The organism is Streptomyces sp. NBC_00414 (assembly GCF_036038375.1).
GTDB lineage: Bacteria > Actinomycetota > Actinomycetes > Streptomycetales > Streptomycetaceae > Streptomyces.
Genome location: NZ_CP107935.1, coordinates 601,653 through 621,516, shown reverse-complemented (window position 1 = coordinate 621,516; position 19,864 = coordinate 601,653). Strand labels below are relative to the sequence as shown.

20 protein-coding genes and 1 pseudogene are annotated in these 19,864 nt (G+C 70.1%); 9 read left to right on the top strand and 12 right to left on the bottom strand.

What is annotated here, in order from left to right; genetic code table 11:
• Nucleotides 1-113: 113 nt before the first annotated feature.
• The 3 genes from OHS59_RS02755 to OHS59_RS02745 form a co-directional block, all read right to left on the bottom strand.
• Nucleotides 114-3,677, bottom strand: a complete 3,564-nt coding sequence (locus tag OHS59_RS02755) for a substrate-binding domain-containing protein (RefSeq protein WP_328491765.1) — start codon at nucleotides 3,675-3,677, stop codon at nucleotides 114-116.
• A 148-nt stretch (nucleotides 3,678-3,825) separates the two neighbouring features.
• A complete protein-coding gene (locus OHS59_RS02750) occupies nucleotides 3,826-4,797 on the bottom strand; it encodes a pectate lyase family protein (protein WP_328491764.1) in 972 nt (323 codons plus the stop codon).
• A gap of 220 nt (nucleotides 4,798-5,017) precedes the next feature.
• The gene (locus OHS59_RS02745) at nucleotides 5,018-5,530 is read right to left on the bottom strand and encodes an NUDIX hydrolase (protein WP_328491763.1); all 513 of its coding nucleotides are present in this window, start codon (nucleotides 5,528-5,530) and stop codon (nucleotides 5,018-5,020) included.
• Nucleotides 5,531-5,714: 184 nt separating this feature from the next.
• Here OHS59_RS02745 and OHS59_RS02740 point away from each other — a divergent pair, with 184 nt between their 5' ends.
• Together OHS59_RS02740 and OHS59_RS02735 are read left to right on the top strand one after the other, a co-directional pair.
• On the top strand, nucleotides 5,715-6,071 hold the full coding sequence (locus OHS59_RS02740) for a PRC-barrel domain-containing protein (RefSeq protein ID WP_328499024.1): 357 nt from the start codon (nucleotides 5,715-5,717) through the stop codon (nucleotides 6,069-6,071).
• A gap of 27 nt (nucleotides 6,072-6,098) precedes the next feature.
• Nucleotides 6,099-6,269 carry a hypothetical protein gene (locus OHS59_RS02735; RefSeq protein ID WP_328491762.1) on the top strand — a complete coding sequence of 57 codons (171 nt, stop codon included), beginning with the start codon at nucleotides 6,099-6,101 and terminating at the stop codon, nucleotides 6,267-6,269.
• 81 nt (nucleotides 6,270-6,350) lie between these two features.
• Here the strand turns inward: OHS59_RS02735 and OHS59_RS02730 are convergent, their stop codons facing one another.
• A complete protein-coding gene (locus OHS59_RS02730; protein ID WP_328491761.1) occupies nucleotides 6,351-7,259 on the bottom strand; it encodes a LysR substrate-binding domain-containing protein in 909 nt (302 codons plus the stop codon).
• 143 nt (nucleotides 7,260-7,402) lie between these two features.
• Between OHS59_RS02730 and OHS59_RS02725 the strand changes: the two genes are divergently transcribed.
• Both OHS59_RS02725 and OHS59_RS02720 read left to right on the top strand, forming a co-directional pair.
• Nucleotides 7,403-8,413, top strand: coding sequence for an aldo/keto reductase (locus OHS59_RS02725; RefSeq protein ID WP_328491760.1), 1,011 nt, complete (start codon nucleotides 7,403-7,405; stop codon nucleotides 8,411-8,413).
• 30 nt (nucleotides 8,414-8,443) lie between these two features.
• The gene (locus OHS59_RS02720) at nucleotides 8,444-8,863 is read left to right on the top strand and encodes an SRPBCC family protein (protein ID WP_328491759.1); all 420 of its coding nucleotides are present in this window, start codon (nucleotides 8,444-8,446) and stop codon (nucleotides 8,861-8,863) included.
• Nucleotides 8,864-8,906: 43 nt separating this feature from the next.
• On the opposite strand, the gene OHS59_RS02715 is transcribed toward OHS59_RS02720, so the two are convergent.
• From OHS59_RS02715 to OHS59_RS02705, 3 genes and pseudogenes are all read right to left on the bottom strand, one after another.
• Nucleotides 8,907-9,356, bottom strand: coding sequence for a spore-associated protein (locus OHS59_RS02715; protein ID WP_328491758.1), 450 nt, complete (start codon nucleotides 9,354-9,356; stop codon nucleotides 8,907-8,909).
• A gap of 433 nt (nucleotides 9,357-9,789) precedes the next feature.
• Nucleotides 9,790-9,882: pseudogene (locus tag OHS59_RS02710) on the bottom strand (hydrophobic protein); the annotation flags it as partial.
• A 40-nt stretch (nucleotides 9,883-9,922) separates the two neighbouring features.
• Nucleotides 9,923-11,122 (bottom strand): cytochrome P450, encoded by a 1,200-nt coding sequence (locus OHS59_RS02705; protein ID WP_328491757.1) that lies wholly within the window; start codon nucleotides 11,120-11,122, stop codon nucleotides 9,923-9,925.
• 204 nt (nucleotides 11,123-11,326) lie between these two features.
• On the opposite strand from OHS59_RS02705, the gene OHS59_RS02700 reads away from it, so the two are divergent.
• Nucleotides 11,327-11,602 carry a hypothetical protein gene (locus OHS59_RS02700; protein ID WP_328491756.1) on the top strand — a complete coding sequence of 92 codons (276 nt, stop codon included), beginning with the start codon at nucleotides 11,327-11,329 and terminating at the stop codon, nucleotides 11,600-11,602.
• A gap of 148 nt (nucleotides 11,603-11,750) precedes the next feature.
• Nucleotides 11,751-12,722, top strand: coding sequence for a phosphotransferase family protein (locus OHS59_RS02695; RefSeq protein ID WP_328499023.1), 972 nt, complete (start codon nucleotides 11,751-11,753; stop codon nucleotides 12,720-12,722).
• Nucleotides 12,723-12,888: 166 nt separating this feature from the next.
• On the opposite strand, the gene OHS59_RS02690 is transcribed toward OHS59_RS02695, so the two are convergent.
• Nucleotides 12,889-13,098, bottom strand: a complete 210-nt coding sequence (locus tag OHS59_RS02690; protein WP_328491755.1) for a tautomerase family protein — start codon at nucleotides 13,096-13,098, stop codon at nucleotides 12,889-12,891.
• A gap of 193 nt (nucleotides 13,099-13,291) precedes the next feature.
• Here OHS59_RS02690 and OHS59_RS02685 point away from each other — a divergent pair, with 193 nt between their 5' ends.
• The 3 genes from OHS59_RS02685 to OHS59_RS02675 all read left to right on the top strand — a co-directional run bounded on the left by OHS59_RS02685 (nucleotide 13,292) and on the right by OHS59_RS02675 (nucleotide 17,185).
• Complete coding sequence (locus OHS59_RS02685) at nucleotides 13,292-14,161, top strand: helix-turn-helix transcriptional regulator (RefSeq protein WP_443061374.1); 870 nt, start codon at nucleotides 13,292-13,294, stop codon at nucleotides 14,159-14,161.
• A 255-nt stretch (nucleotides 14,162-14,416) separates the two neighbouring features.
• Nucleotides 14,417-15,649 (top strand): sensor histidine kinase, encoded by a 1,233-nt coding sequence (locus tag OHS59_RS02680; protein WP_328491753.1) that lies wholly within the window; start codon nucleotides 14,417-14,419, stop codon nucleotides 15,647-15,649.
• Nucleotides 15,650-15,835: 186 nt separating this feature from the next.
• On the top strand, nucleotides 15,836-17,185 hold the full coding sequence (locus OHS59_RS02675; protein ID WP_328491752.1) for a hypothetical protein: 1,350 nt from the start codon (nucleotides 15,836-15,838) through the stop codon (nucleotides 17,183-17,185).
• Between the two features lie 249 nt (nucleotides 17,186-17,434).
• On the opposite strand, the gene OHS59_RS02670 is transcribed toward OHS59_RS02675, so the two are convergent.
• The 4 genes from OHS59_RS02670 to OHS59_RS02655 form a co-directional block, all read right to left on the bottom strand.
• Entirely contained in the window at nucleotides 17,435-17,563 is a 129-nt protein-coding gene (locus OHS59_RS02670) for an LPFR motif small protein (RefSeq protein WP_263973004.1), read from the bottom strand.
• 589 nt (nucleotides 17,564-18,152) lie between these two features.
• On the bottom strand, nucleotides 18,153-18,464 hold the full coding sequence (locus OHS59_RS02665; protein ID WP_328491751.1) for a hypothetical protein: 312 nt from the start codon (nucleotides 18,462-18,464) through the stop codon (nucleotides 18,153-18,155).
• Between the two features lie 171 nt (nucleotides 18,465-18,635).
• Nucleotides 18,636-19,415, bottom strand: coding sequence for a DUF1963 domain-containing protein (locus OHS59_RS02660; RefSeq protein ID WP_328491750.1), 780 nt, complete (start codon nucleotides 19,413-19,415; stop codon nucleotides 18,636-18,638).
• Between the two features lie 49 nt (nucleotides 19,416-19,464).
• Entirely contained in the window at nucleotides 19,465-19,845 is a 381-nt protein-coding gene (locus OHS59_RS02655) for a VOC family protein (protein WP_328491749.1), read from the bottom strand.
• Nucleotides 19,846-19,864: the final 19 nt, after the last annotated feature.

Sequence of the window (19,864 nt, the reverse complement as noted above, 5' to 3'; positions counted from 1 at the left end):
CAAGGGGCAATAAATGTCCGCAGCCAATAAACCGGAGAGGGTCATTTTTTAATGAGACTTGACGGACCGGGGGTGCTTGCTTCCGCGATATCCGGTGGGGATTCGGCGGCGGTTCAGTGGCGGCCCGGGCCGACAGACATGTCCCGTACACCCTCTCCGGAGGCGGTTTTCTCGCGGTAGTGGTGCGGGGCGGCGCCCGTGACCCTGCGGAACACCCGGCTGAAGTACGCGCGGTCGCGGAAACCCACCGCCCGGGCGACGCTCTGCACGCTGTCGTTGCTCGACCGCAGGCGCTCCGCCGCCCGCCGGATCCGCAGCCGGGTCAGGTACTCCCACACCGTCAGGCCGTACCGCTGCTGGAAGAGTTTGCCGAGGTGATCCGGGCTGACACCGGCGGCCTGTGCGACCTGCCAGCGGGAGATCGGCCGCCGCCAGTGCTCGTAGAGGAAGACCAGCGCCTCGTCCAGGACGTCCCTGGTGCGCGGCGGCAACCGGGAGTGCTGGCCGGCCAGTTCGCGTACGAGCGCCGCCGCCTCGTCCGGCGCGAACACGTCCATGTCCAGCATGAGCAGCGCCGGGTGCTGGCGCCCGCGCCGCGCGTCCGCCGCCGTCATGCCCTCGTGGTCGGCGATGACGACGGGACACAGGGCCCGGCCCGAGCCGTCGTGCAGCCGGTCCACCACGTCCAGCGCCTGCAGGTCGGGCAGGGCCCGCTCCAGCACCACCAGCCGCGGGGTCTCCTCCGCGACCAGCGCGAGCAACGTCGTCGCGTCCGTGGAGACCCGCGCCGGATGGTCCGGCAGCGCCGCCTCCGCCAGCCTGCGCAGTGTCTCCCGGGACTCCTGCGAGCCGCCCGCGACGATGACCGGTTCGGCGAATCCGTTGGGCCGCAGCGCGCGCAGGGCCTGCGGCAGATCGGTGCCGTCGGCGCCGAACAGCACGAACGGCGTGTGGCGCAGCGCCGGATGGTCGTGCAGCCGCTGCACCGCACGCCACTCCTGGGGCCGGTCGGGCAGCGCGTCCCACACGACGGCTCCGGGAGTGCGCCGCGCGACCGACGGCATGGGGTCGTGCGCGGTGTCGGGCCTGCACACCTCCAGGCCGTGCCGGGCGGCGTGCTCGATCAGGTCCGCGCCGAGCTCCCCGGGAGTCACGACGAGCAGCGGGGCGTCACCCGCATCGGCCAGGTGCGCCTGCCCGTCGGGAGAGGGCAGGGGAAACTCAAGGACGTACTGCGTGCGGCCCGCGCTGTCGGAGCCGGTGCTGTCGGAGACGGTCAGCGCCCCGCCGTGCATCATGGCCAGCCGCCGGGCCGTGGTCACCCCCACGTCCAGGAGCTGCCCGGGCCGCGCGACCGACGTGCGGGCGTCCGTGACGTCGACGGTGATCCGCACACCCGCCGGGCCGAGGGCAGCGGCCACCCGCGGTGGCGCGTCCTTCGCGCGCGCGGCCGCCGAGATCAGCACGTTGTGCAGGATCTGCCGGAACCTCGTCTCGTCCACCCACACCGAGGGCAGCCGCACGGGCAGATCGAGCCGCCACCCGGGGCCGGCGGCGGGCAGCGCGGAGGCCGCCGCCTCGCACGCCTGCGAGAGCACGGGAAGCGGGTCCATGAGCCGCCGGGTCAGCAGGAGATCACCGGCCTCCGAACGCGCGAGGTCGAGGAGGTTCTCCATGAGGTGCAGCACGCGCGCGGCGTCCCGGCGGACCTCCACGAGGGCCGCTCCGGGGTCGCCGGACCGGTGCAGCATGGCCTCCACCGGAGTGCGTAACTCGTCGCTGACATGCGTGAGCAGCCGCGTCTGGAACCTGCTCGCCTGCTCGGCGGCGTCCCGTGCCCGGCGCACCTCGTCGAAGAGCCCGATGCCCTTCAGCGCGGCACTGATCTGGTCGCCCAGTTCACGGTAGAGCGCCCCGTCGGCTCCGTCGTGGTACGCGGCACGGGTCGAGGTCGCCTCGAACACGGCCACGCCGAGGTGCTCCTCGCCGATGTGCAGGGGTTCGAGCACCAGCGTGAACCGGTCGTCGAGAGGCAGCAGGGAGTCGGGCAGCAACAGGGCAGGAGAGAACGCGGGGCTGCCGAGCGGACCGGCGGACGCGGATTCCCGGCCCGCGTCGCGGGGCGCTGCCCGGCCCGCCTCCGCACGGGCGAGCAGGGGACGCGCCATGCCCAGAGCCGCGGGACCGGAGGCCTCGGCGTCGCGGTCGTACAGGACGATCCGGCAGTGCGGGACGCCCGACTGGCCCAGATGGCGCTCCAGCACGTCCGAGAGCCCCTCCAGGTCCACGACCGTGGTCAGCGCGGTCCCGAACTCCCGCAGTCTGCGCGCGCGTTGCGTCTGCGACCAGCGCTCGTACTCAAGGAGCGCACGCGATCGCTCCGCCACGACGAGCCGGGCCTGCCCGAACAGCACCTCACCGGCCCGCCGCAGGGCGTCCGGCAGTGTGTCGACGACACCGCGCCGGGCGCTCTCCAACGCCTGGTGCCACCTGTCCACCTCGGCCTGTGTCCCGGCGTTGCTGCGCAACAGCCGCTCGACCAGGGAGAGGAAGTCCCCGGGCCGGACTTCGCCGTCGGCGGCGCCTCGGCCGTCGCCGCTCGCCAGGGTGTACGACTCGCCGTCGCCGCGCGCGAGTTCGGCACGGAAGGCCGAGGCCAGGCGCGGACCGACGGAGGGCAGCACGCCGTCCACCGCGTCCCATCCCGCGGGGCGCCGCGCGGCGGCCGGTGCCGGGGTGACGGGCGAGGGCCGGTACGAGGTCGGGTAGGGGCAGCCGCAGGAGCGGCGCGGCACCAGGGTGGCGGGGATGGTGGTGCGGTCCGGCGGGCGGGTGCCGCGCAGCCGGGCGACCAGGGTGTCCACGGAAAGCGCGCCCAGTTCCTCGAAGGGCAGGGCCACGGAGGTGAGGGGCGGATCGCCGAGGCGGGCTTCGGGCGAGTCGTTGAAGCCGACCACGGCCACATCCTCCGGTACCCGTATGCCGCGTTCGGTGAGATAGCGCAGGGCTCCCGCGGCCAGGACGTCGCTGCAGGCGAGCACCACGTCGAAGTCGACGCCGGGTGTGAGTCCGCGGGCCTCCAGGAGCACCTGCATCGCGGAGGCGCCGGCCGCCGCGGCGAAGTCGACCGCGGCGCCCACGTGTTCGTTCCGGATGCCGTGGTGGCGCAGCGCGTCGACACAGGCGCGGTAACGCTCCTCGGAGACCGGGTTGGCGAGTGGGCCGTGGATACAGGCCGGCCGTCTGCGGCCGTGCTGGACGACGAGGTGCCCGACCAGTTTGCGCATGCCCGCGTGGGAGTCGATCGACAGCACGTCGGTCTGGTCGCTGAGCGGCTGGTTGAGACTGATCAGCGGCAGATGGGCCAGCCGGCGCAGCAGGCGGCGGGCCCTGGGCCCGGCGGAGGGCAGTCCCAGCGTCGAGCTCCAGCAGACGACGCCGTCGAGCCGCGCGGGGCCGACGAGTTCGTACAACTCGCTGCGGGCCACGTCCCCGTGCCGCAGGTTCCCGCCCGGGAAGCAGATCAGGTTGACGTCGTTGCGTTCGGCGGCGGCCCGGGCCCCCGACCAGAGGGTGGCTCCGACGCCCAGGTGGATGTTGGCGGTGAGCAGGCCGACCGTCAGCGGCCGGTTCGGCCCGAGCGACGTACCACCCGTGGTGTACGGACCCGGGTCCATCGGCGCCCCCTCGATCGGCCTCCGTCGGGGTGCCCCGAGAGCCGCGGTGCCGACGAGGCCCTGGGCAACGTAAGGGAGGCGGTGACGCGAGGCAAGGCCGGTGACGCGTCGGTCACCGGCCCTGCCCTGTGCGGTGCGGAGTTGGGGATCAGATCTTGCCGACGCCCGCACCCGCGGTGACGCTCGCCTTGACGCTGGACGCCGACTGCGCGGTGTAGCTGTACGGGATCGAGGCCACGGAGCCACCGGTCTGGCCGGAGCCGGAGTTCACGAAGTGGTTGTTCCTGGCCACGAGCGAGCCCGCGTCGGAGGAACCCTCACCGAGGTGGTAGGGGTCGTCGGTGTTCTCGAAGTAGTTGCCCTCCACGAGGACACCCGCGTTCTCGGTGGACGCCACGCCGTAGGAGCCGACGTTGCTGAAGTAGTTGTTCAGCACGTGCACCGGGTTGCCGAACCGGACGCGCGGGTTGCGCTGGTTGGTGCCGTCGAACCAGTTGTGGTCGTAGGTCACCTTCAGCTTGCCGGTGTCCTCGCTGGAGTTGTCGTCGGAGTGACCGAGCAACATGTTCTTGTCCTGGTTGTGGGTGCGGTTCCAGGACACCGTGATGTTCGTCGAGGAACGCTTGATGTCGACGGCCCCGTCGTACGCGCCGGAGATGTCGTTGTGGTCGATGTGGACCTTCGTCGAGTACTGGACGTTGATGGCGTCGTCGTTGGACCCGGAGAACGAGAGGTTCTGGATGATCACGTTGTTCACGTTCGCGACGTTGAGTCCGCTGCCGGTGATCTTGCCTGCGGTGCCGACGCCGACGATCGTCTTGTTCGACGCGACCTTCGTCATCTCCGTCAGCGCGATGGTTCCGTTGACCCGGACGATCTGGGTCGCGCTGCTCTGCACCGCAGTCTTGAAGGCGGAGGCGGTGGTGACGGTCACCGTGCTGCCGCCGGCGCCGCCGGTGGTGCCGGCTCCGAAGCCGATGGGAGCGGCGGCTGCGGCGACCGCCGGCTCCAGCTGGGAGGCGGTGGAACTGCTCGCCGTGTTGGCTCCGATCACAGCCAGTGCGACGGCACTCGCGGCCGCGGCTCCGGTCAGGGTGAACCGTGCGCTCGTCCTGCGCATGTGGATCTCCGTCCGTGGGGTTTTGGAGAAGTGACGTGCCTGTGCGGGTGCTGCGCCGGGGCCGCGCGGTCGGCTCGCTGTGAGACTAGAGCGACGGATGTGGACAATGACGTGCCGTGTGTGGACTATTGCGTCCTGCGTACGTCTGCTGCCTCAGGGGCCGCCTCCGAGCGGCCGCGTGCCGCCTCAGGGGGGCATCTCCGAGCCGCCGCGCGCTGCCTCACGGGCCGTCTCCGAGCTGCAGGGCGCACTGCCGCATCCGAGGACGATCGCCGGAGAACCACCCCTGCCACGGCTCGTCCAGCCGGTGCCAGGCAGCCGGCTGCCCGACCTCGGCCACCAACGGCGTCCGTCGGTCGACGACCGCCACGTAGGAAATGCCCGCGGTGGCCGCCCAGTCGGGGTGATACGACCGCACTGTGGCGGCGGCCGGCACGGCATGCAGTTCGGCCCGTACGCCGGTCTCCTCGAACAGTTCCCGACGAGCGGCCTCTCGCGGTGTCTCCCCGGGATCCACCTTGCCGCCCGGCGGCACCCACCCTCGCCAACGGTGACGCACCAGCAGCACATGGGTCGACGCGGTGTCGAACACCCACACCTCGGCGGCGAGTGGGCCTCCCGAGGACGCATCGGGGCGGAGCAGCCACTCCGACGTGCCGTCGTGGTCGGTCAGAGCCAGCCGCGCGTCGCGCATCGCGGCTTCAAGGATGCGTGCCTCTATGGGGTCTCTCACCCGCCGGAGAGTACGACCGGCCACTGACAGCCGAGGACGGCGGTACCTTCGACGCGGCCAGGCCCGTGGCCGATGACGCCTGGTGAAGGCGCACGGCTCGCAGCCGGTGCGTGTCGTTGCGGTGTCAGGTCCGGCAGCGGGGGAACTCGTTCTGGATCAGTGGCTCAGGAGGCGCAACATGAGCATGATCCACGCGGCCGACATACGCGAATGGCGCAATCGCGATGTCGTCGACCTCAAGGGGCACAAGATCGGTGTGCTCGAATCGATCTACGTGAACACCGCAACCGACGAGTCCGCCATCGCCACGGTCCGTATCGGGCTGCCCACTCGCCAGCGGCTGGCTTTCGTGCCGCTCGACGAAGCGGTCCTCGGGCCCGACTACGTCAAGGTCGCCTATGCGAAGGCATTGGTGAAGAAGGCACCCTCGGTGGGCATGGACGACATTCTTCCCGCGGAGGAGGAGGAAGCGATCTTCCAGCACTACGACATGGCCTACAAGACGGGCGCAGGTGGAGAGAGGCAACTCGCGCGTCGCTGACCCCCTACTCAGTCAGAAGGTTCTGTCATGGCTCTCTTCCTGTTTCTCGTCCTGATCGCCCTCGTGCTCGGCATCATCGGGGTGGCCGCGGAGGGGCTGGGCTACCTGCTGGCGATCGGCATCGCGGTACTCGTGGTCGCCCTGGCCCTCACCGCCGTGCGCTGGTCCCGGCGCGCAGGCAACCGACCCATCCGATAACGGGAGCCGCCCACCGACCCGCCCGGATCCGGGCGGTGCCCGACCGGCAGACCGCGGGATCCGTGTCGGGCGGGATCCGTGTCAGTGGGGAGCGGCGTGGGCGGCGCCTGTCCGCAGCACGGTTTCCCTGAACGACGCGACCACGGGACGCAGGTCGACGTGATGCCAGGCGGCCCAGAGGTGGACCGACTGCCCGAGCCAGGCGAGGGGCCGGGTGGTGACGCCCGCGGTCCTGCCGGGAAGCATGCTCTCCTGCACCAGCGCCATGCCCAGCCCCGAGGCGACGAGACCGATGGCCGTGAGCGGGTCGGGGGCCTCCAGCCGGATGTCCGGGCGGAAGCCGACGGCCACGCAGGAGGCGACGAAATCGTCCCGCCAGGACTCGTCGGTGCCCTCCACGGCGATCCACCGCTGGTCGGCGAGGTCCTCGGGAGTGATGTCGGCCCGGTCGGCGAGCGGGGAGCCGTTCGGGACGGCCAGCAGCAGAGGGTCCTCGAACAGCAGCGAGCCGCGCAGATCCGGATCGTCCTCGGTGGGCGGTTCCGGCGTGAGAGCGATGTCCAGACTGCGCTGGCGCAGGCCCTCGAACTGCTGCGCCGTGGGCAGTGCGTAGAGCGCGACATGGATGCCCGGGCGCTGTGCCTGCAGATCCCGCAGCGCCTGAGGCAGGAGCCCGGTGTGCATGGCGTCGGCGACGTACCCCACGCACAGGCCGCCTTCCTCACCGCGGCCCAGACGGCGGCCGAGGTTCTCCAGCCGGTCCGCGTGCCGCAGCAGCGCCCGGGCCTCGGACAGGAAGACGCGACCGTCCGACGTGAGGCGCAAGCGCTGCTGGCTGCGCTCGAAGAGGGCGAGCCCGAGGTTCTTCTCCAGCTGGGCGATCTGGCGGCTCAGCGGCGACTGCGAGATGTGCAGCCGCTCGGCGGCCCGCCCCACGTGCTCCTCTTCGGCGACGGCAAGGAAATAGCGAAGTTGTCGCAGGTCAAGCATGTGAGACCTCAAGGGACTTAAGTATGTCCAAGCGAGTCTTGGACAGTCTGACCCTCTGATCCTAACCTCGGTGGAGCAAGAGCCGCGGAGTGGTGTGAACCAAACCATTCCGTGCACATCTCTTCTGGAGAAGGATCTTCATCATGGGTATCAAGCCGCTTCTTCCGGGTCGGCTCGGATTCGGGACCGCACCGCTCGGCAACATGTTCCGCAGCCTTCCCGAGGACGAGGCCCGGGCCACTGTCGAGGCCGCCTGGGACCAGGGAGTCCGCTACTTCGACACCGCTCCGTTCTACGGGGCGGGCCTGGCCGAGATCCGGCTCGGCGACGCGCTGGCCGACAAGCCGCGCGACGAATACGTACTGAGCAGCAAGGTCGGCCGCGTCATCCTCGACGAGGTCGAGGATCCGGCCGCGCGCGACCTGGGCGAGAAGGGCGGACTGTTCGAGCACGGCCGCCCCAACAAGATGATCGACGTCTACACCGCCGATGCCACGCTGCGGTCCATCGAGGACAGCCTCAAGCGGCTCAGGACGGACCGCCTCGACTTCGTCTGGGTCCACGACGTCGCCCAGGACTTCCACGGCGACCGGTGGCTTGAGGTCTTCGACACCGCACGGACCGGAGCGTTTCGCGCGCTTCGGCGTCTGCGCGAGGAAGGCGTGATCAAGGCCTGGGGTCTGGGTGTCAACCGGGTGGAGCCGGTCGAGCTCACACTCGACCTCGACGAGCCTCGGCCCGACGCCTTCCTCCTGGCCGGGCGCTACACGCTCCTGGACCACGGCCGCGCCCTGCAGCGCCTGCTGCCGGCCGCCACCGCCCAGGGTGTCGACATGGTGGTCGGCGGACCCTACAGCTCCGGCATTCTCGCCGGGGGGCAGCACTTCGAGTACCAGAAGGCACCGGCCGGGATCATCGCCAAGGTGGAGCGCATCAAGAAGCTCGCCGCCGAGCACCAGGTGAGCGTCAAGGCCGCGGCGCTGCAGTTCGCTCTCGCCCATCCCGCCACGGCCGCCGTCATACCCGGCGCCACCCGCCCCAGCCGTATCGCCGAGGACGTGGCCGCGCTCGGCGAGCAGATTCCCGCCGCGTTCTGGACCGCGATGCGCGCCGAACAGCTCATCGCCTCCGACGCACCGGTTCCCACCGTCTGACCAACACCACCTCTTCTCTGGAGATGCACCATGGCGACCACCAGTGCCACCCTCGACATCCCTCGGACCCCGGACGTCGTCTGGCGCCTCATCGGCGGCTTCGACTCCCTGCCCGACTGGCTGCCCTACATTCCGCACAGTGAGCTGACCGAGGGCGGCCGCGTGCGCCGGCTGACCAACCAGGACGGCGGAGTCATCATCGAGCGCCTCATGGCCTTCGACCACGTGGGCCGTTCCTACTCGTACGCCATTGAGCGTGCCCCGTTCCCCGTGACGGGCTACCTGTCCACGCTGGCGGTGCGCGACGTGCCGGGTGCACCCGGCACGTCGCGTGTGGAGTGGAGCGGTACGTTCACCCCGGCGGGCGTCACGGACGCGGAGGCCGAGAGCATCTTCCACGCCATCTACACCGAGGGACTCGACGCCCTGAGCGGCACCCTGGCGGCCTGACCCGGGTTCCAGCGGTCATGTGACGGCCGCCAGGAGTGTCGGGTCAGCGGGTGGAGGTGACCCGGTGCTCCTTGAGGGCGGCGCAGTTGGAGCCGGTCACCTGCACGTACACGTTGTTGATGTGGCCGCCCCAGTCGACGCAGTGGCCCTTGCCGTACACGTACGCCGGTCCCGCGTACGACGTGTACCGCCCGTAGTCCTCGTCGCCCTCGTCGGTGTCGGGGATGTAGACCCAGGTGGACATGTCCACGGCCGTGCCCGGGTTCTTGCGGATGGTCGCGACACAGTTCTCGCCGTTGGACGCGTTGTACGTCAGGTACACGGTGCCCAGTGAGCCGACGGGAGCCGAGTTCACGGTCTTGTAGGCGCTTCCGCAGACCTTCTGCGGCGTGGTGTTGGGCGCGGCGGAGGCCGGCGCCGCCGTGGCGGCCGTGGCTCCCACGGACAGAGCTGCGAAAGCGACGAAAGTCAGGGCAGAGCGGTTCAATCGCATATTTCCCCCTTGTGATCTTTGCGGTCTGTTGCTCCTGCCTGATGTGACACGCGAGGTATGAGAAGGGTTGTGCTTCGTTCACGGAAGATGTGCGGCCTGAGCGACGCCGACCCGGCGCAGGGGTGTCCGCGTGCTGCCGCGCGGCCAGGCGCTCCGTTCCCGCTCGCCGTGCCCTCCGAGCCCTGAAATGGCCACTGGGGGCGGGGTCCGGAAAAGGGCGCAAGGAATGGGTACGGAAAAGCGGCCGGAGCGGGTGGCGCTGGAGGCGCAAGGTTCCCTGTGGAACGCCGCCCGCTCCGGCCGCATCGATACTCTTTCCCGCAAATCCGCCTCTATTGGTCAACCATGGAATTCCCGGCACACGCGCACCGCGGGGGTACGCCGAAAGGCCCCGTCGACGATGGTCGACGGGGCTCTTCGGGAGGGGTGCTCTCTACCAGCGGTACCAACGGCCCTTGCGGCCGCCGTGACCGGCGGGCCGGATCACGAAGCCCAGCAGCCAGACCACCAGCACGATGACGGCGATGGCGCCACCGTCGGCGGCCATGTGCGCCCAAGTACGGCGTTCACCACGTGACGGGAAGCTGTGAAACGCCGCAGACCCGGCTTCCGCCGATCCACGTGAGGTCCTGCGCGCTGCCGGCGAGCGCGAGGTCGGGGAGCTCCCGGACCAGCGAACCGATGGCGACCTGCAGCTCGACGCGCGCGAGGTTGGCGCCCAGGCAGAAGTGAGGGCCGTGGCCGAAGGTGACGTGCTTGTTGTCGGCGCGCCGGACGTCGAACGTGTCCGGGGCCGGGAAGCGCTCGGGATCGTAGTTCGCGGCCACGACAGGGGCGAGCACACCTTGGCCCCGGGCGACGGTGCCCCCTGAGGGGAGCGAGAGCGCATCGGTGGCCACGCGGAGCAGCCCTCCGTGGCCCGGCACCTCCGTACGGAGGATCTCTTCGACGGCACTGGGCAGGAGTGCCGGATGCTCGCGAAGCGCGGCAAGCTGCTCCGGGTGCCGCAGGAGAGTGATGATGCCGCGGCCGATGACGTTGCCGGTGGTCTCATGTCCCGCGATGATCAGCCCCCGGACGATGCGGGCCAACTCGACCGCGCTCAGCCGGTCGTCCTCGTCGTGAGCGTTGATGAGTTCGTCGAGCAGGTCCTCACCGGGGTCGCGGCGGCGGGCGGCGATGAGGCCGTCGACGTACGCGGCGAACTCCGCGCCGACCTTGCGGCGTTCCGGCGCCGCGGCGGCGCTCGTGGACAAGAACATGTCCGACCAGTGGCGGAACTGAGGGCTGTCCCGAGTCGGCACCCCGAGCAGATCGCAGATGATGTTGATCGGCAACGGAAAGGCGAAGGTGACCATGAGGTCTGCCGGAGGCCCGCCGGCTCGCATCTCCGCCAGCAGCTCGTCCGCCACGGCTTGAATGCGAGCCCGTCGGCTCTCGGCCTGCCGGGGTGTGAAGGCCGCCTGCGCGATGCGCCGTAATCGCGTGTGTTCGGGCGGGTCCATGTTGACCAGGGCGTCCGGATCGTCGGTGAAATCGGCGTCCGGCAGCATGCGCGGGGCGCCCGCATAGCGCAGATTCCGACTGAAACGCGGGTCTCCGAGAACTGCCTTCACGTCGTCGTAGGCAGTGGCCAGCAGCACTTCGTCACCGCTGGGCAGGACCACGGGGGCCAGCGGGCAGGCGCTTCGCCGACTGGTGTAGGCGTGGGGCGGGCCGCCGTGAGGGCCCGGCGGGAAGGGGAACGTCGTCTCATCGTGGGGCATCTCGGCCTCCGGCACTCCTGGGCTCCTCCCTCATGTGTGCGCGACTCGATCCGTTCATCGACCTGATGGGCCGTCACCTACCACCGAGAGTCCTCAGATGAGCCGAGGCCGTCAAGGCCGCACGGCCCGCCCGCAAAGCTGAACCGCGCCCCTGAGGCGGTCGGCGGGGCCCCATTGTCAGTGGCGGATGGAAAGCTGGATGTTGTGAATGGCGACGAGCAGCTGCTGCGCGGCCGGATATACGGCCACGACCACGACGACCCCGACCCGGGCCCACGCCCGGGCCGCTCCTACGTCGCCCTGGTCGGCGGCCCCTTGGACGGACTCCTCCTGGACGTCACCGACTGGACGCCGGATCAGATCGCCGCGGGCGCCGCACTGTCCACCGAACTCGGCCGGTTCGGTGCCGGCGGGCGCGCCCTGTACGACCCGCGCGCGGGAGACCCGAGCCGTTTCGACTGGTCCGGTGACAGCCCTTGAGTCCCGCGGCTCCCACGAACAGCCGTGACGTCTGAACAGCCGTGAAGTCTGGACAACCGTCACGCGTGGACAGTCAACACGACGGTGTTTTCCTGGGGGCGCGGGTTGTCGCGGCGGAAAGGCGGTTCAGGAAGTGGCCCTCACCACGATGAAGCGGGAGCGGCTGGCGGGGGCGGCGCGGGCCGCGCTCGGCGGCGGGCGCAGATTGGCAGGGATCGAGCGGGTCGCGGGCGGCAGCAAGAAGGGGGTCTATCGCCTGGTGATGGACGACGCGACGACCGCGATCGCCTACCTGTGGGCGAACGACGAGAACTACTGGCCGGCGGCCGAGGACGACGACCTCGCCGACCCGTTCTCGCCCGGCCTCGGCCTCGATCTGTTCGAGGCCGCACACATACGGCTGGACGCGCTCGGAACCCGAGTTCCGGAGATCCGACTCATCGACCGGGACAGCACCCACTGCCCGGCCGGTCTCGTGATCGTCGAGGATCTCCCCGGTGAGAGCCTGGAGGCACTGCTCGCCCGGGACCCGAGCGCGGCTGTTCCGGTGATGCGGCGGCTCGGCGAAACGCTGGAGGCGATGCGGCACCATCGGTCTCTCACGTACGGCAAAGTCGCGGTGGTGGACGCAGGGGGAACGTCGCACGGGACATCGTGCGAGGGGGTCGTCCTGGTACGTGCGCTGCGGGACCTCGCCGAGGCGGCGTCACGCGATCCGAGGATCGACGAAGCCCACGGTCTGCTGGAAGAGCGGCTGCGGGAACTGTCAGGAGCGGTGCGGTCACGGTCGGAGTACGCGATCGTGCACGGCGAGTTGGGTCCCGACCATGTGCTGGTGGACGCGGACGGGAGACCTGTTCTGATCGACATCGAGGGTGCGATGTACTTCGACGTCGAGTGGGAGCACGTCTTTCTGCGGATCCGCTTCGGCGACTCGTACGGATCGCTGGGAGCGGACGGACTGGACCAGGACAGGCTCGCGCTCTACACGCTCGCGCAGCGGCTCTCGCTGACGGCGGGCCCGCTGAGGCTGCTCGAAGGGGACTTCCCCGGCACAGAATTCATGGCAGGCATAGCCGAGCACAACTTGCAGCAGGCGCTGGAACTTGTCCGTCTGTGAACAGCGTCGGCCTGTGCGGGAGCGCTGAAGACTGAGCACGCAGCACGCAGCACGCAGCACGCAGAGCTGAGGGCTGAAGGCTGAGCGCTGAGGCGCTGCGGCGGACGCCTGCAAGCCCGTGTGGGGCCCGGCACCGCAGTGCCGGGCCCCACACGGGTGATCGATGTCAGGCGTCGCTGTTGATCATGGCGGCGGTCAGGACGTTGCCGCCGACGCCCCAGCCGCCGTCGACGACTTCGTCGATGAGGACGACGGTGGTGGCGCGGGCCCGCTCACCGTAGATCTCCGCGTACAGGTCGGTGGTGCGCTCGACGATCTTCTTCTTGTCCTCGGCGGACATGGTGCCGGCGAGAACCTTGAAGTTGGCAAAAGGCATGGTTGGCTCCTTGATAATTACTGATGTCCGCGTCCGCGGGTCCGGAGGCATTCGGTCGCCGCCACTGTCTCCTCGACGGCAGCCGCGTCCGGGCCTACCGGTGGTTCGTGGTCATGCCCTCAACGATGGGCGACACCGACCGGCGGAGCCAGGGGATGTCATCCCCTGGGTCGGTGACCTGGCCGGGCCCACAATGGATGACATGGGTTCTGCGAAGTACACCGAGCTCGGGGCGTTTCTGCGTTCGCGGCGTGAGCGCATCCGCCCGACCGACGTCGGATTCCCCTCCGGACCCCGGCGCCGGGTGCCGGGGCTTCGCCGTGACGAGGTCGCCCAGCTCGCGGGCGCATCGGTGGACTACTACAACGAACTGGAGCGCGGAGCGGGATCCCAGCCGTCCGAGCAGATGCTCGCCGCGCTGGCCAGAGCTCTGCGCCTGACCGCTGACGAGCGGGACTATCTCTACCACCTGGCCGACCGGCCGGTGCCCGTGCCCGGCGGACCTTCCTCGCACGTCCATCCCGGCATGCTCGATCTGCTGAACCGCCTGACGTCGACACCCGCGCAGGTCATCACCGACCTGCACGTCACCCTCGTACAGAACCCGCTCGCGGTGGCGCTGCTCGGCGACCACTCAGGCTTCCGAGGTGCCCGGGCCAGCCTTGTCCATCGGTGGTTCTCCGACCCCGACACCCGGCGTCTGTACCCGGAAGCCGACCATGAGGCGCAGTCCCGCGCGTTCGTCGCCGATCTGCGGGCAGCCGCGGCCAGACGGGACAAGAAGGACGTCGAAGCCAGCTCGATGATCAGCTCGCTGCTCGACACCTCCACCGAATTCGCCGCCCTGTGGGCCGTGCACGATGTGGCGTTCCGGCGGGACGACCGCAAACGGCTCAACCACCGCACGCTGGGCCTCATCGAGGTCAACTGCCTCACCCTGTTCAGTGAGGACGGCCGACAGCGGCTGCTCTGGTTCGCCCCGGCCGTCGGCACCGACAGCGCGGACCTGCTCGACCTGCTCGCGGTCATCGGCACTCAGGAAGTCGTCGAACCGACGCGCTGACCACCGCGATGTCGAGGGCCGCCGTTGCCAAGGCAGGTCGGCCGCGGTACGAGCAGCATGGCGTCCGTCCCCGCCGCCACGACGGGCAGTGCCGTCATGGCGCGAGTCTCCCGTCGGGCCGCCACCGTCGCGTCGACCTGAGGCAGGAACCACCGTCGCGTCGACCTGAGGCAGGAACGGGAACGCTGTCTGTCATCCGTGGTCGTACGCCCACGGGCCGATGACCTGGAGCGCGGGCACACCTATGCTCGTGCCATGTCAGCGCATTCCGGTCATCTGCCGCTGCTCAGGCGTCTGTCGCCCGGCCACTGGACGGCGGTCGTCTGGGGCGGTGCCATGGGCTTCGCGTACATCGACGAGTTCTGGCTTCTGCCGGGCGACTACGTCGGCGACAACCAGATCACCCCCGACTTCGCCCTGACGTACATCAGCGGGCCGATCCTGCTGGGTGCCGCAGCCCTCGTGCTGACCGCTTGTCGGCTCCTGCGGCGTCGACCACTCCTGGCCTACCTCCTCCTGCTGCTCGGCTCGGTCTTCGGGGCGTCGCTGCTCGGCCAGGCCGACGAGTTCCCGCTGGTGCAGTTCCTGGCACCGGACGTCGCCCTGTACTTCGTCGCGGCCACCGCAACGCGACGGACTTCGGCCTGCGCGGCCGCGATGGCACTCACCGTACTGATGATCCCGTTGACGGTACGGCTGTCCCAGGGCGGCAGCATGAACACCGCGGCCCAGCTCGCCGTGGCCCTCACGGTGCTCGTCGCCTGGCTCATCGGCAACTCCGCCCGGCAGTCCCGGCTCCACGCCGAGCAGTCCGAGGCCCAGGCCACCATTCAGGCCACCACCGCCGAACGCCTGCGCATAGCACGCGAGTTGCACGACATCGTGGCGCACACCATGGGCATCGTCGCCTTGCAGGCGGGCGCCGCCCGCCGAGTCATCGACACGCAGCCGGCCCGGGCACGGGAGGCGCTCGGCGAGGTGGAGAACGCCAGCCGGGTGACGCTGTCCGGGCTGCGCCGGATGCTCGGCGCACTGCGCCAGGCGGATCCCGTGGGCGCCCGGCCGCACGAAGCGCCGAACCTGTCGGACGTCGACGGGCTGGCCGCGGCCACCACGGCGGCAGGGGTCCGGGTCGTCGTGGAGTGGCATGGGCGGCGGCGGCCACTGCCGCCGGACATCGACCTGTCCGCGTACCGCATCGTCCAGGAGGCGGTGACCAACGTGGTGAGACACGCAGGCGCCCGCTCCTGCCTGGTGCGCGTCGACCACCGGGACGCGGAGTTGACACTGGAGATCACCGATACCGGCCGCGGGCCGGGCAGCGCGTCCGGCGCCGGTTACGGCCTCGTCGGCATGCGCGAGCGGGTCGCCCTGCTGCACGGGGAGTTCACCGCCGGGGCGCGACCCTGCGGCGGCTTCCGGGTGGCGGCCCGACTGCCGCTGCCGCAGTCGGCTCTTCACGAGAAGCCGGCGGCGGTCGCCTCCTGACATCAAGGGAACGGCACTGTCAGTGGTGGTCTCTAGGCTGCTGGACATGGATTACCGCTGGACGCGCCCGCACGCGTCTCCCGGGGGCGATCTCGGTCCCCCCGTCCTCGGCTCGATGATCATTCGCTTACGGAGGGGCCGGAGAGGCCGCTGTCGGCCGGCGTCGGCGTGGAGGTGGTCGTAGTGGTGCGCAGACCCGTTGAGGGCGAGGTGTACGTGCACTACAGCCAGATCTATGTCGAGAGCGACCCCGACAGCTTCGGCCCTGATCTGACCGAAGCGTTCGCGGGCCAGACGGCGGGGCTGTGCGGGGCCGCCATCCCCGGTGCGCTGTGGCTGTCCACCGGCCTGCACACGGGCCGGGTCGGCTTCGCCGTCGAGGTCCATGACGACGCCCCACCGGTGGATCCGGTGTGGGAAGACGTGGTGGAGGTCTCCTTCCACCCGGTGTCCGAGCGCAGCACCCTCATGCAGTGGGCGGCGGAGGACACTTGGGAGCTGGATCTGGCCGAGATCAGCTACCGGGTGCGCTACTGCGCGCGGGGCATGGACCAGGGCCGGAACAAGGACACCCGCATGTCCGAGGAGCCGCAGGTGGACTCCTACCTCCTGCAGCTGTGGCCCGCCCCGCCCGGCCCGGACCAGGTGATCCGGCAGACTGCGGAGGTCGCCGCCTACTGGCACGACTACGCCCGCAAGCAACCACCACCCCCCACGCCCGAACAGCGCGCCGAGGCAGAGCGCCAGGCCCGAGAGGCGCGGGAGAAGGCCGAGCGGGAACGGCTGCGTGCCGTCGAACAGTGGCGGTGGGGCGGCCGGTTGCCCAGCGAGGCGCTCCGCACCGTGGGCGGCAACGTCCGCGGCCTGCTCCGCTTCGACGCCGCCCTTGTGCACGCGCTGGATACCGCGGGCCCCGAAGTCCAGCGCAGCGTGGCGCTGTTGGCGGCCCGGCGCGCGTGCGCGGCGGCGGGACTCGACGGCCTGGACTGGGTTGCGGCGGCGCTCACCGCCCTGGCCGAGCGGCGTCCGCTGCCGCCGCCCTTCGACGACTCCGCACATATGTGGGAGACCTTGAGCCGTGATCCGAGCGTCCCCGCCCGGACCGTCGGGGAAGCCGTCCCTCCGGCGCGACCTCCGTTCGACGCGCCCGCGATCCCCGGATCACCCGCAGCAGTATCCAGACCCGCACCCCGGCCGAAGTGGGTGTCACGGCCTCCCGTGACAGGCCCGGCGGCCACCGCACCCGGTTCACCGGCCCGGCCGGGCCTGACGAAGGTGTCGGAGCTGCAGGTTCTGCCGGGGCTTTCACAGCTGCCGGGCCCGCCCGTCGACGGACCGGTCGAGTGCATCGTGTCGGTCACGTCGGGCCCGCCGGATCCATCCCTGCGGATGTCGCAGCCGCACATGGTGACAGGCGCGGCAGAGGCCGACCCGCTCCAAGCGGCCCTGGACGCGGTGTACGCGGCGGTGGCCACCTACGGCGAGGACTATCAAGTCCTGTTGGACGAGGTCCGCGCCGCGTGCGAAGGCTCGTGAGCGGAGTGGCGATCAGCTGCTGAACCGGCTGCCGACCCGCACTTCACTTGCGGAACCGCGGCCGTCGGGATCCTGCGGGCCTCCGTTCTGCGCCGCGCGAACGGAGATTGCGTCCAAGACCCGACCTGGTCGGATGCAGCCGCACCCCGGCTTCGTCCGGACATGCGCATGCCCGGTTGGACGGGGGTCCAACCGGGCATGGACTTCAGCGGTGTCGGCGCGTTACCACGTCGCCGCGTAGCCGGTCCGTCAGTGGTGGCCGTGGGCGGAGCTTGAGGCGCCGCCGAACAGTCGTGCCACGGCCCGAAACGGCAGGGTGACGACGGTGGCGATGGCCCCGCCGATGGAGCGAAGAACGTCTGCGATTGCCTTCAACACGGTGGTCCTCCGTTCTCATCCGGCGCGGTGCGCCGGATCTGGCTTGCCGCTGTACGGCCGATCATGAACCGGGTGCCCGGTGACCGGCAGAGGAAACCGGCCGTGTCCATGGACACACGACTGATGTGTCCGTGCAGATCGATTCGAGGCGGCTGTGGCCCGCACCGCGGGCCCCCGGTCCCTGGGCGGCTTCGGATTGTCGAGGTCGGCCGGAGCCGCATCGCCGACTACGCGGCTCCGGCCTCCGCTCTCCGGGCGCGCCCAGAGAGGCGACTCCCGCCGTCTCGCACTGCCAGGAGGGCGCCTCGCGCGAGGTCCGGTCCGGGGAAACCTGGGTCCCTCGCGCTTTCCGGCCGTTGCCGCACATCCGCGCGTCGACGGCCGGACACGACCAGCGTCCCACCGTCGGCGCGACATGTCCGCACACCGGACCGACGCATTCGCCCTCCACGCCCTCACCACGGCGTTCCCGAGAAAACTCAGTCCGTGGACACCGGCCTCAGCACGGTCGCGCCGAGCCCAGGACGTGACACCGGCGCCGGGGGAGGGGCCGAGGCCGTCGATACGGTCGGCCATCTCCACCCATCGGCTACTTCCGATCACCGCTGTCCGGCGCGTTGATCGTGCCGGACAGCACCAGCAGATCGCCTTCGGCGACCGTTTCGGCGACGCTGTGCCCGAGCCGGAGCAGCAGCCCTGACACGGCGACCTTCACTATCACCCGTATGCTGTCGTCACTCGCGGCACAGCCACCTCGCTCACGAGCCAGCGAGGCGAATTCTTCCGAGGCCGTCCAGCTGACCAGAGCGCCCGCGGACACCTCGGTCACCCGCAATCCCGGGACACCGAGCTCCGTGTCGCTCAGCACCTGGAAGCCGGCCTGAACCAGAGCAAACCTCACTTGCGAAACGAGCTCCGCAGGTACATGTGGCACGAGCCCCGAGTGCCCGCAAGAACACGGATCATGCCACCCGATGTACGACCGGTGCGGGACGCGGCGTCGTACGCGTCGCCGCCCACGCCGAATTCGGTGACGGGCGGGGCGCTCCCGGGCCCGTGACGAGGGACCGGCTCAGCACTGCTGCTCGTACTGGAGGTTGCCGTACTCCCGGGCGGCGATGTCCTGACGGGTGCCCACGATCAGGTTCATCGTGTAGACGTTGTAGTCGATCGCCTGTCCGGCCATCTGCGCGAGGAGTACGAGGTCACCCTCGTCAGGGGCCTCGTCCCACGAGTTCGAGAACCCGCCTATCTGCACGCAGACGCCGGGGCGCGTTCCGCCGGAGACCGCGTCGAGGACGGCTTCCTCGAAACTGTCCAGCACGTCGCCGTTTCCGTCGGCGTCCAGGAAAGCGCGGGTTGCCGGAGCGTCTCGCCTGTCCTCGTCGAGGGTCAGCCCGGGCAGGGGGTAGAGGGTTTGTGGTTCATAGACCCTGACCTGCATGGGTTCACCGTCGAAGTCGTACGTCGCGGCGCGCTCGGTGGTGGGTGATCCGGCAGGGACATGGAGCACCGAGGACGACTCCGGCGGGTACTCGATCTCGGTGAAGAACAACAGGTGGCCGTCGGCGGGCAGTTCGATGTCCAGAGCACCGTGGGGCAGAGCCGCGCAGTCGACGCTCAGTACGAGCGGCTCTCTCCCCTCGGGCCAGTCCACCCCGTCCGGCAAGGAGGGGAGCCCGCCCGTTCGCGCGGCCGGACGGGTGTCCTCCTGCCGAGACGCAGGCAGTCGGCTGTGCGGCACCAGATAGAGACACGGCCGGGACCCGGCCGTCAACTCCTGTGCGACGGGGCCCGGAACGCCGTACTTGGCGGCCGTCTCGTGAACGAACTGCTCGTCGGTCGATGTCATGCCCGAGATCGTGCCACCAGCCACTGACAAGCCGCGAACCGCCGACCACTCAGAGGGTGATGCAGAACGGGTGACCTGCGGGGTCCAGCAGGATCCGGCGTCGCTGGGGCAGCGGTTGTACGTCGGCCACGGCAGCTCCGAGCGCGATGAGCCGGGCCTGGGCCGCGTCCAGGTCGTCCACGCCCAACTCAAGATGAGCCTGCTTCTGGACGGACGAGTCCGGCCAGGTGGGCGCCCGGTAGTCGTCCAGACGGTAGAAGCCCAGCCCGGGGGAACCCTCACGGCCGATCAGTACGAAGTCGTCCGTGGACACGGTGACGGGCACGCTGAGAGCCTCGCTGTAGAAATGCGCCAACGCGGCTGGATCAGGACAGTCGAAGGTGACAGCCAGGTAGCGGACCACGGGACTGGATGTGGCTTGCGAAGTCATCAGGAAACTCCCGTTGAAG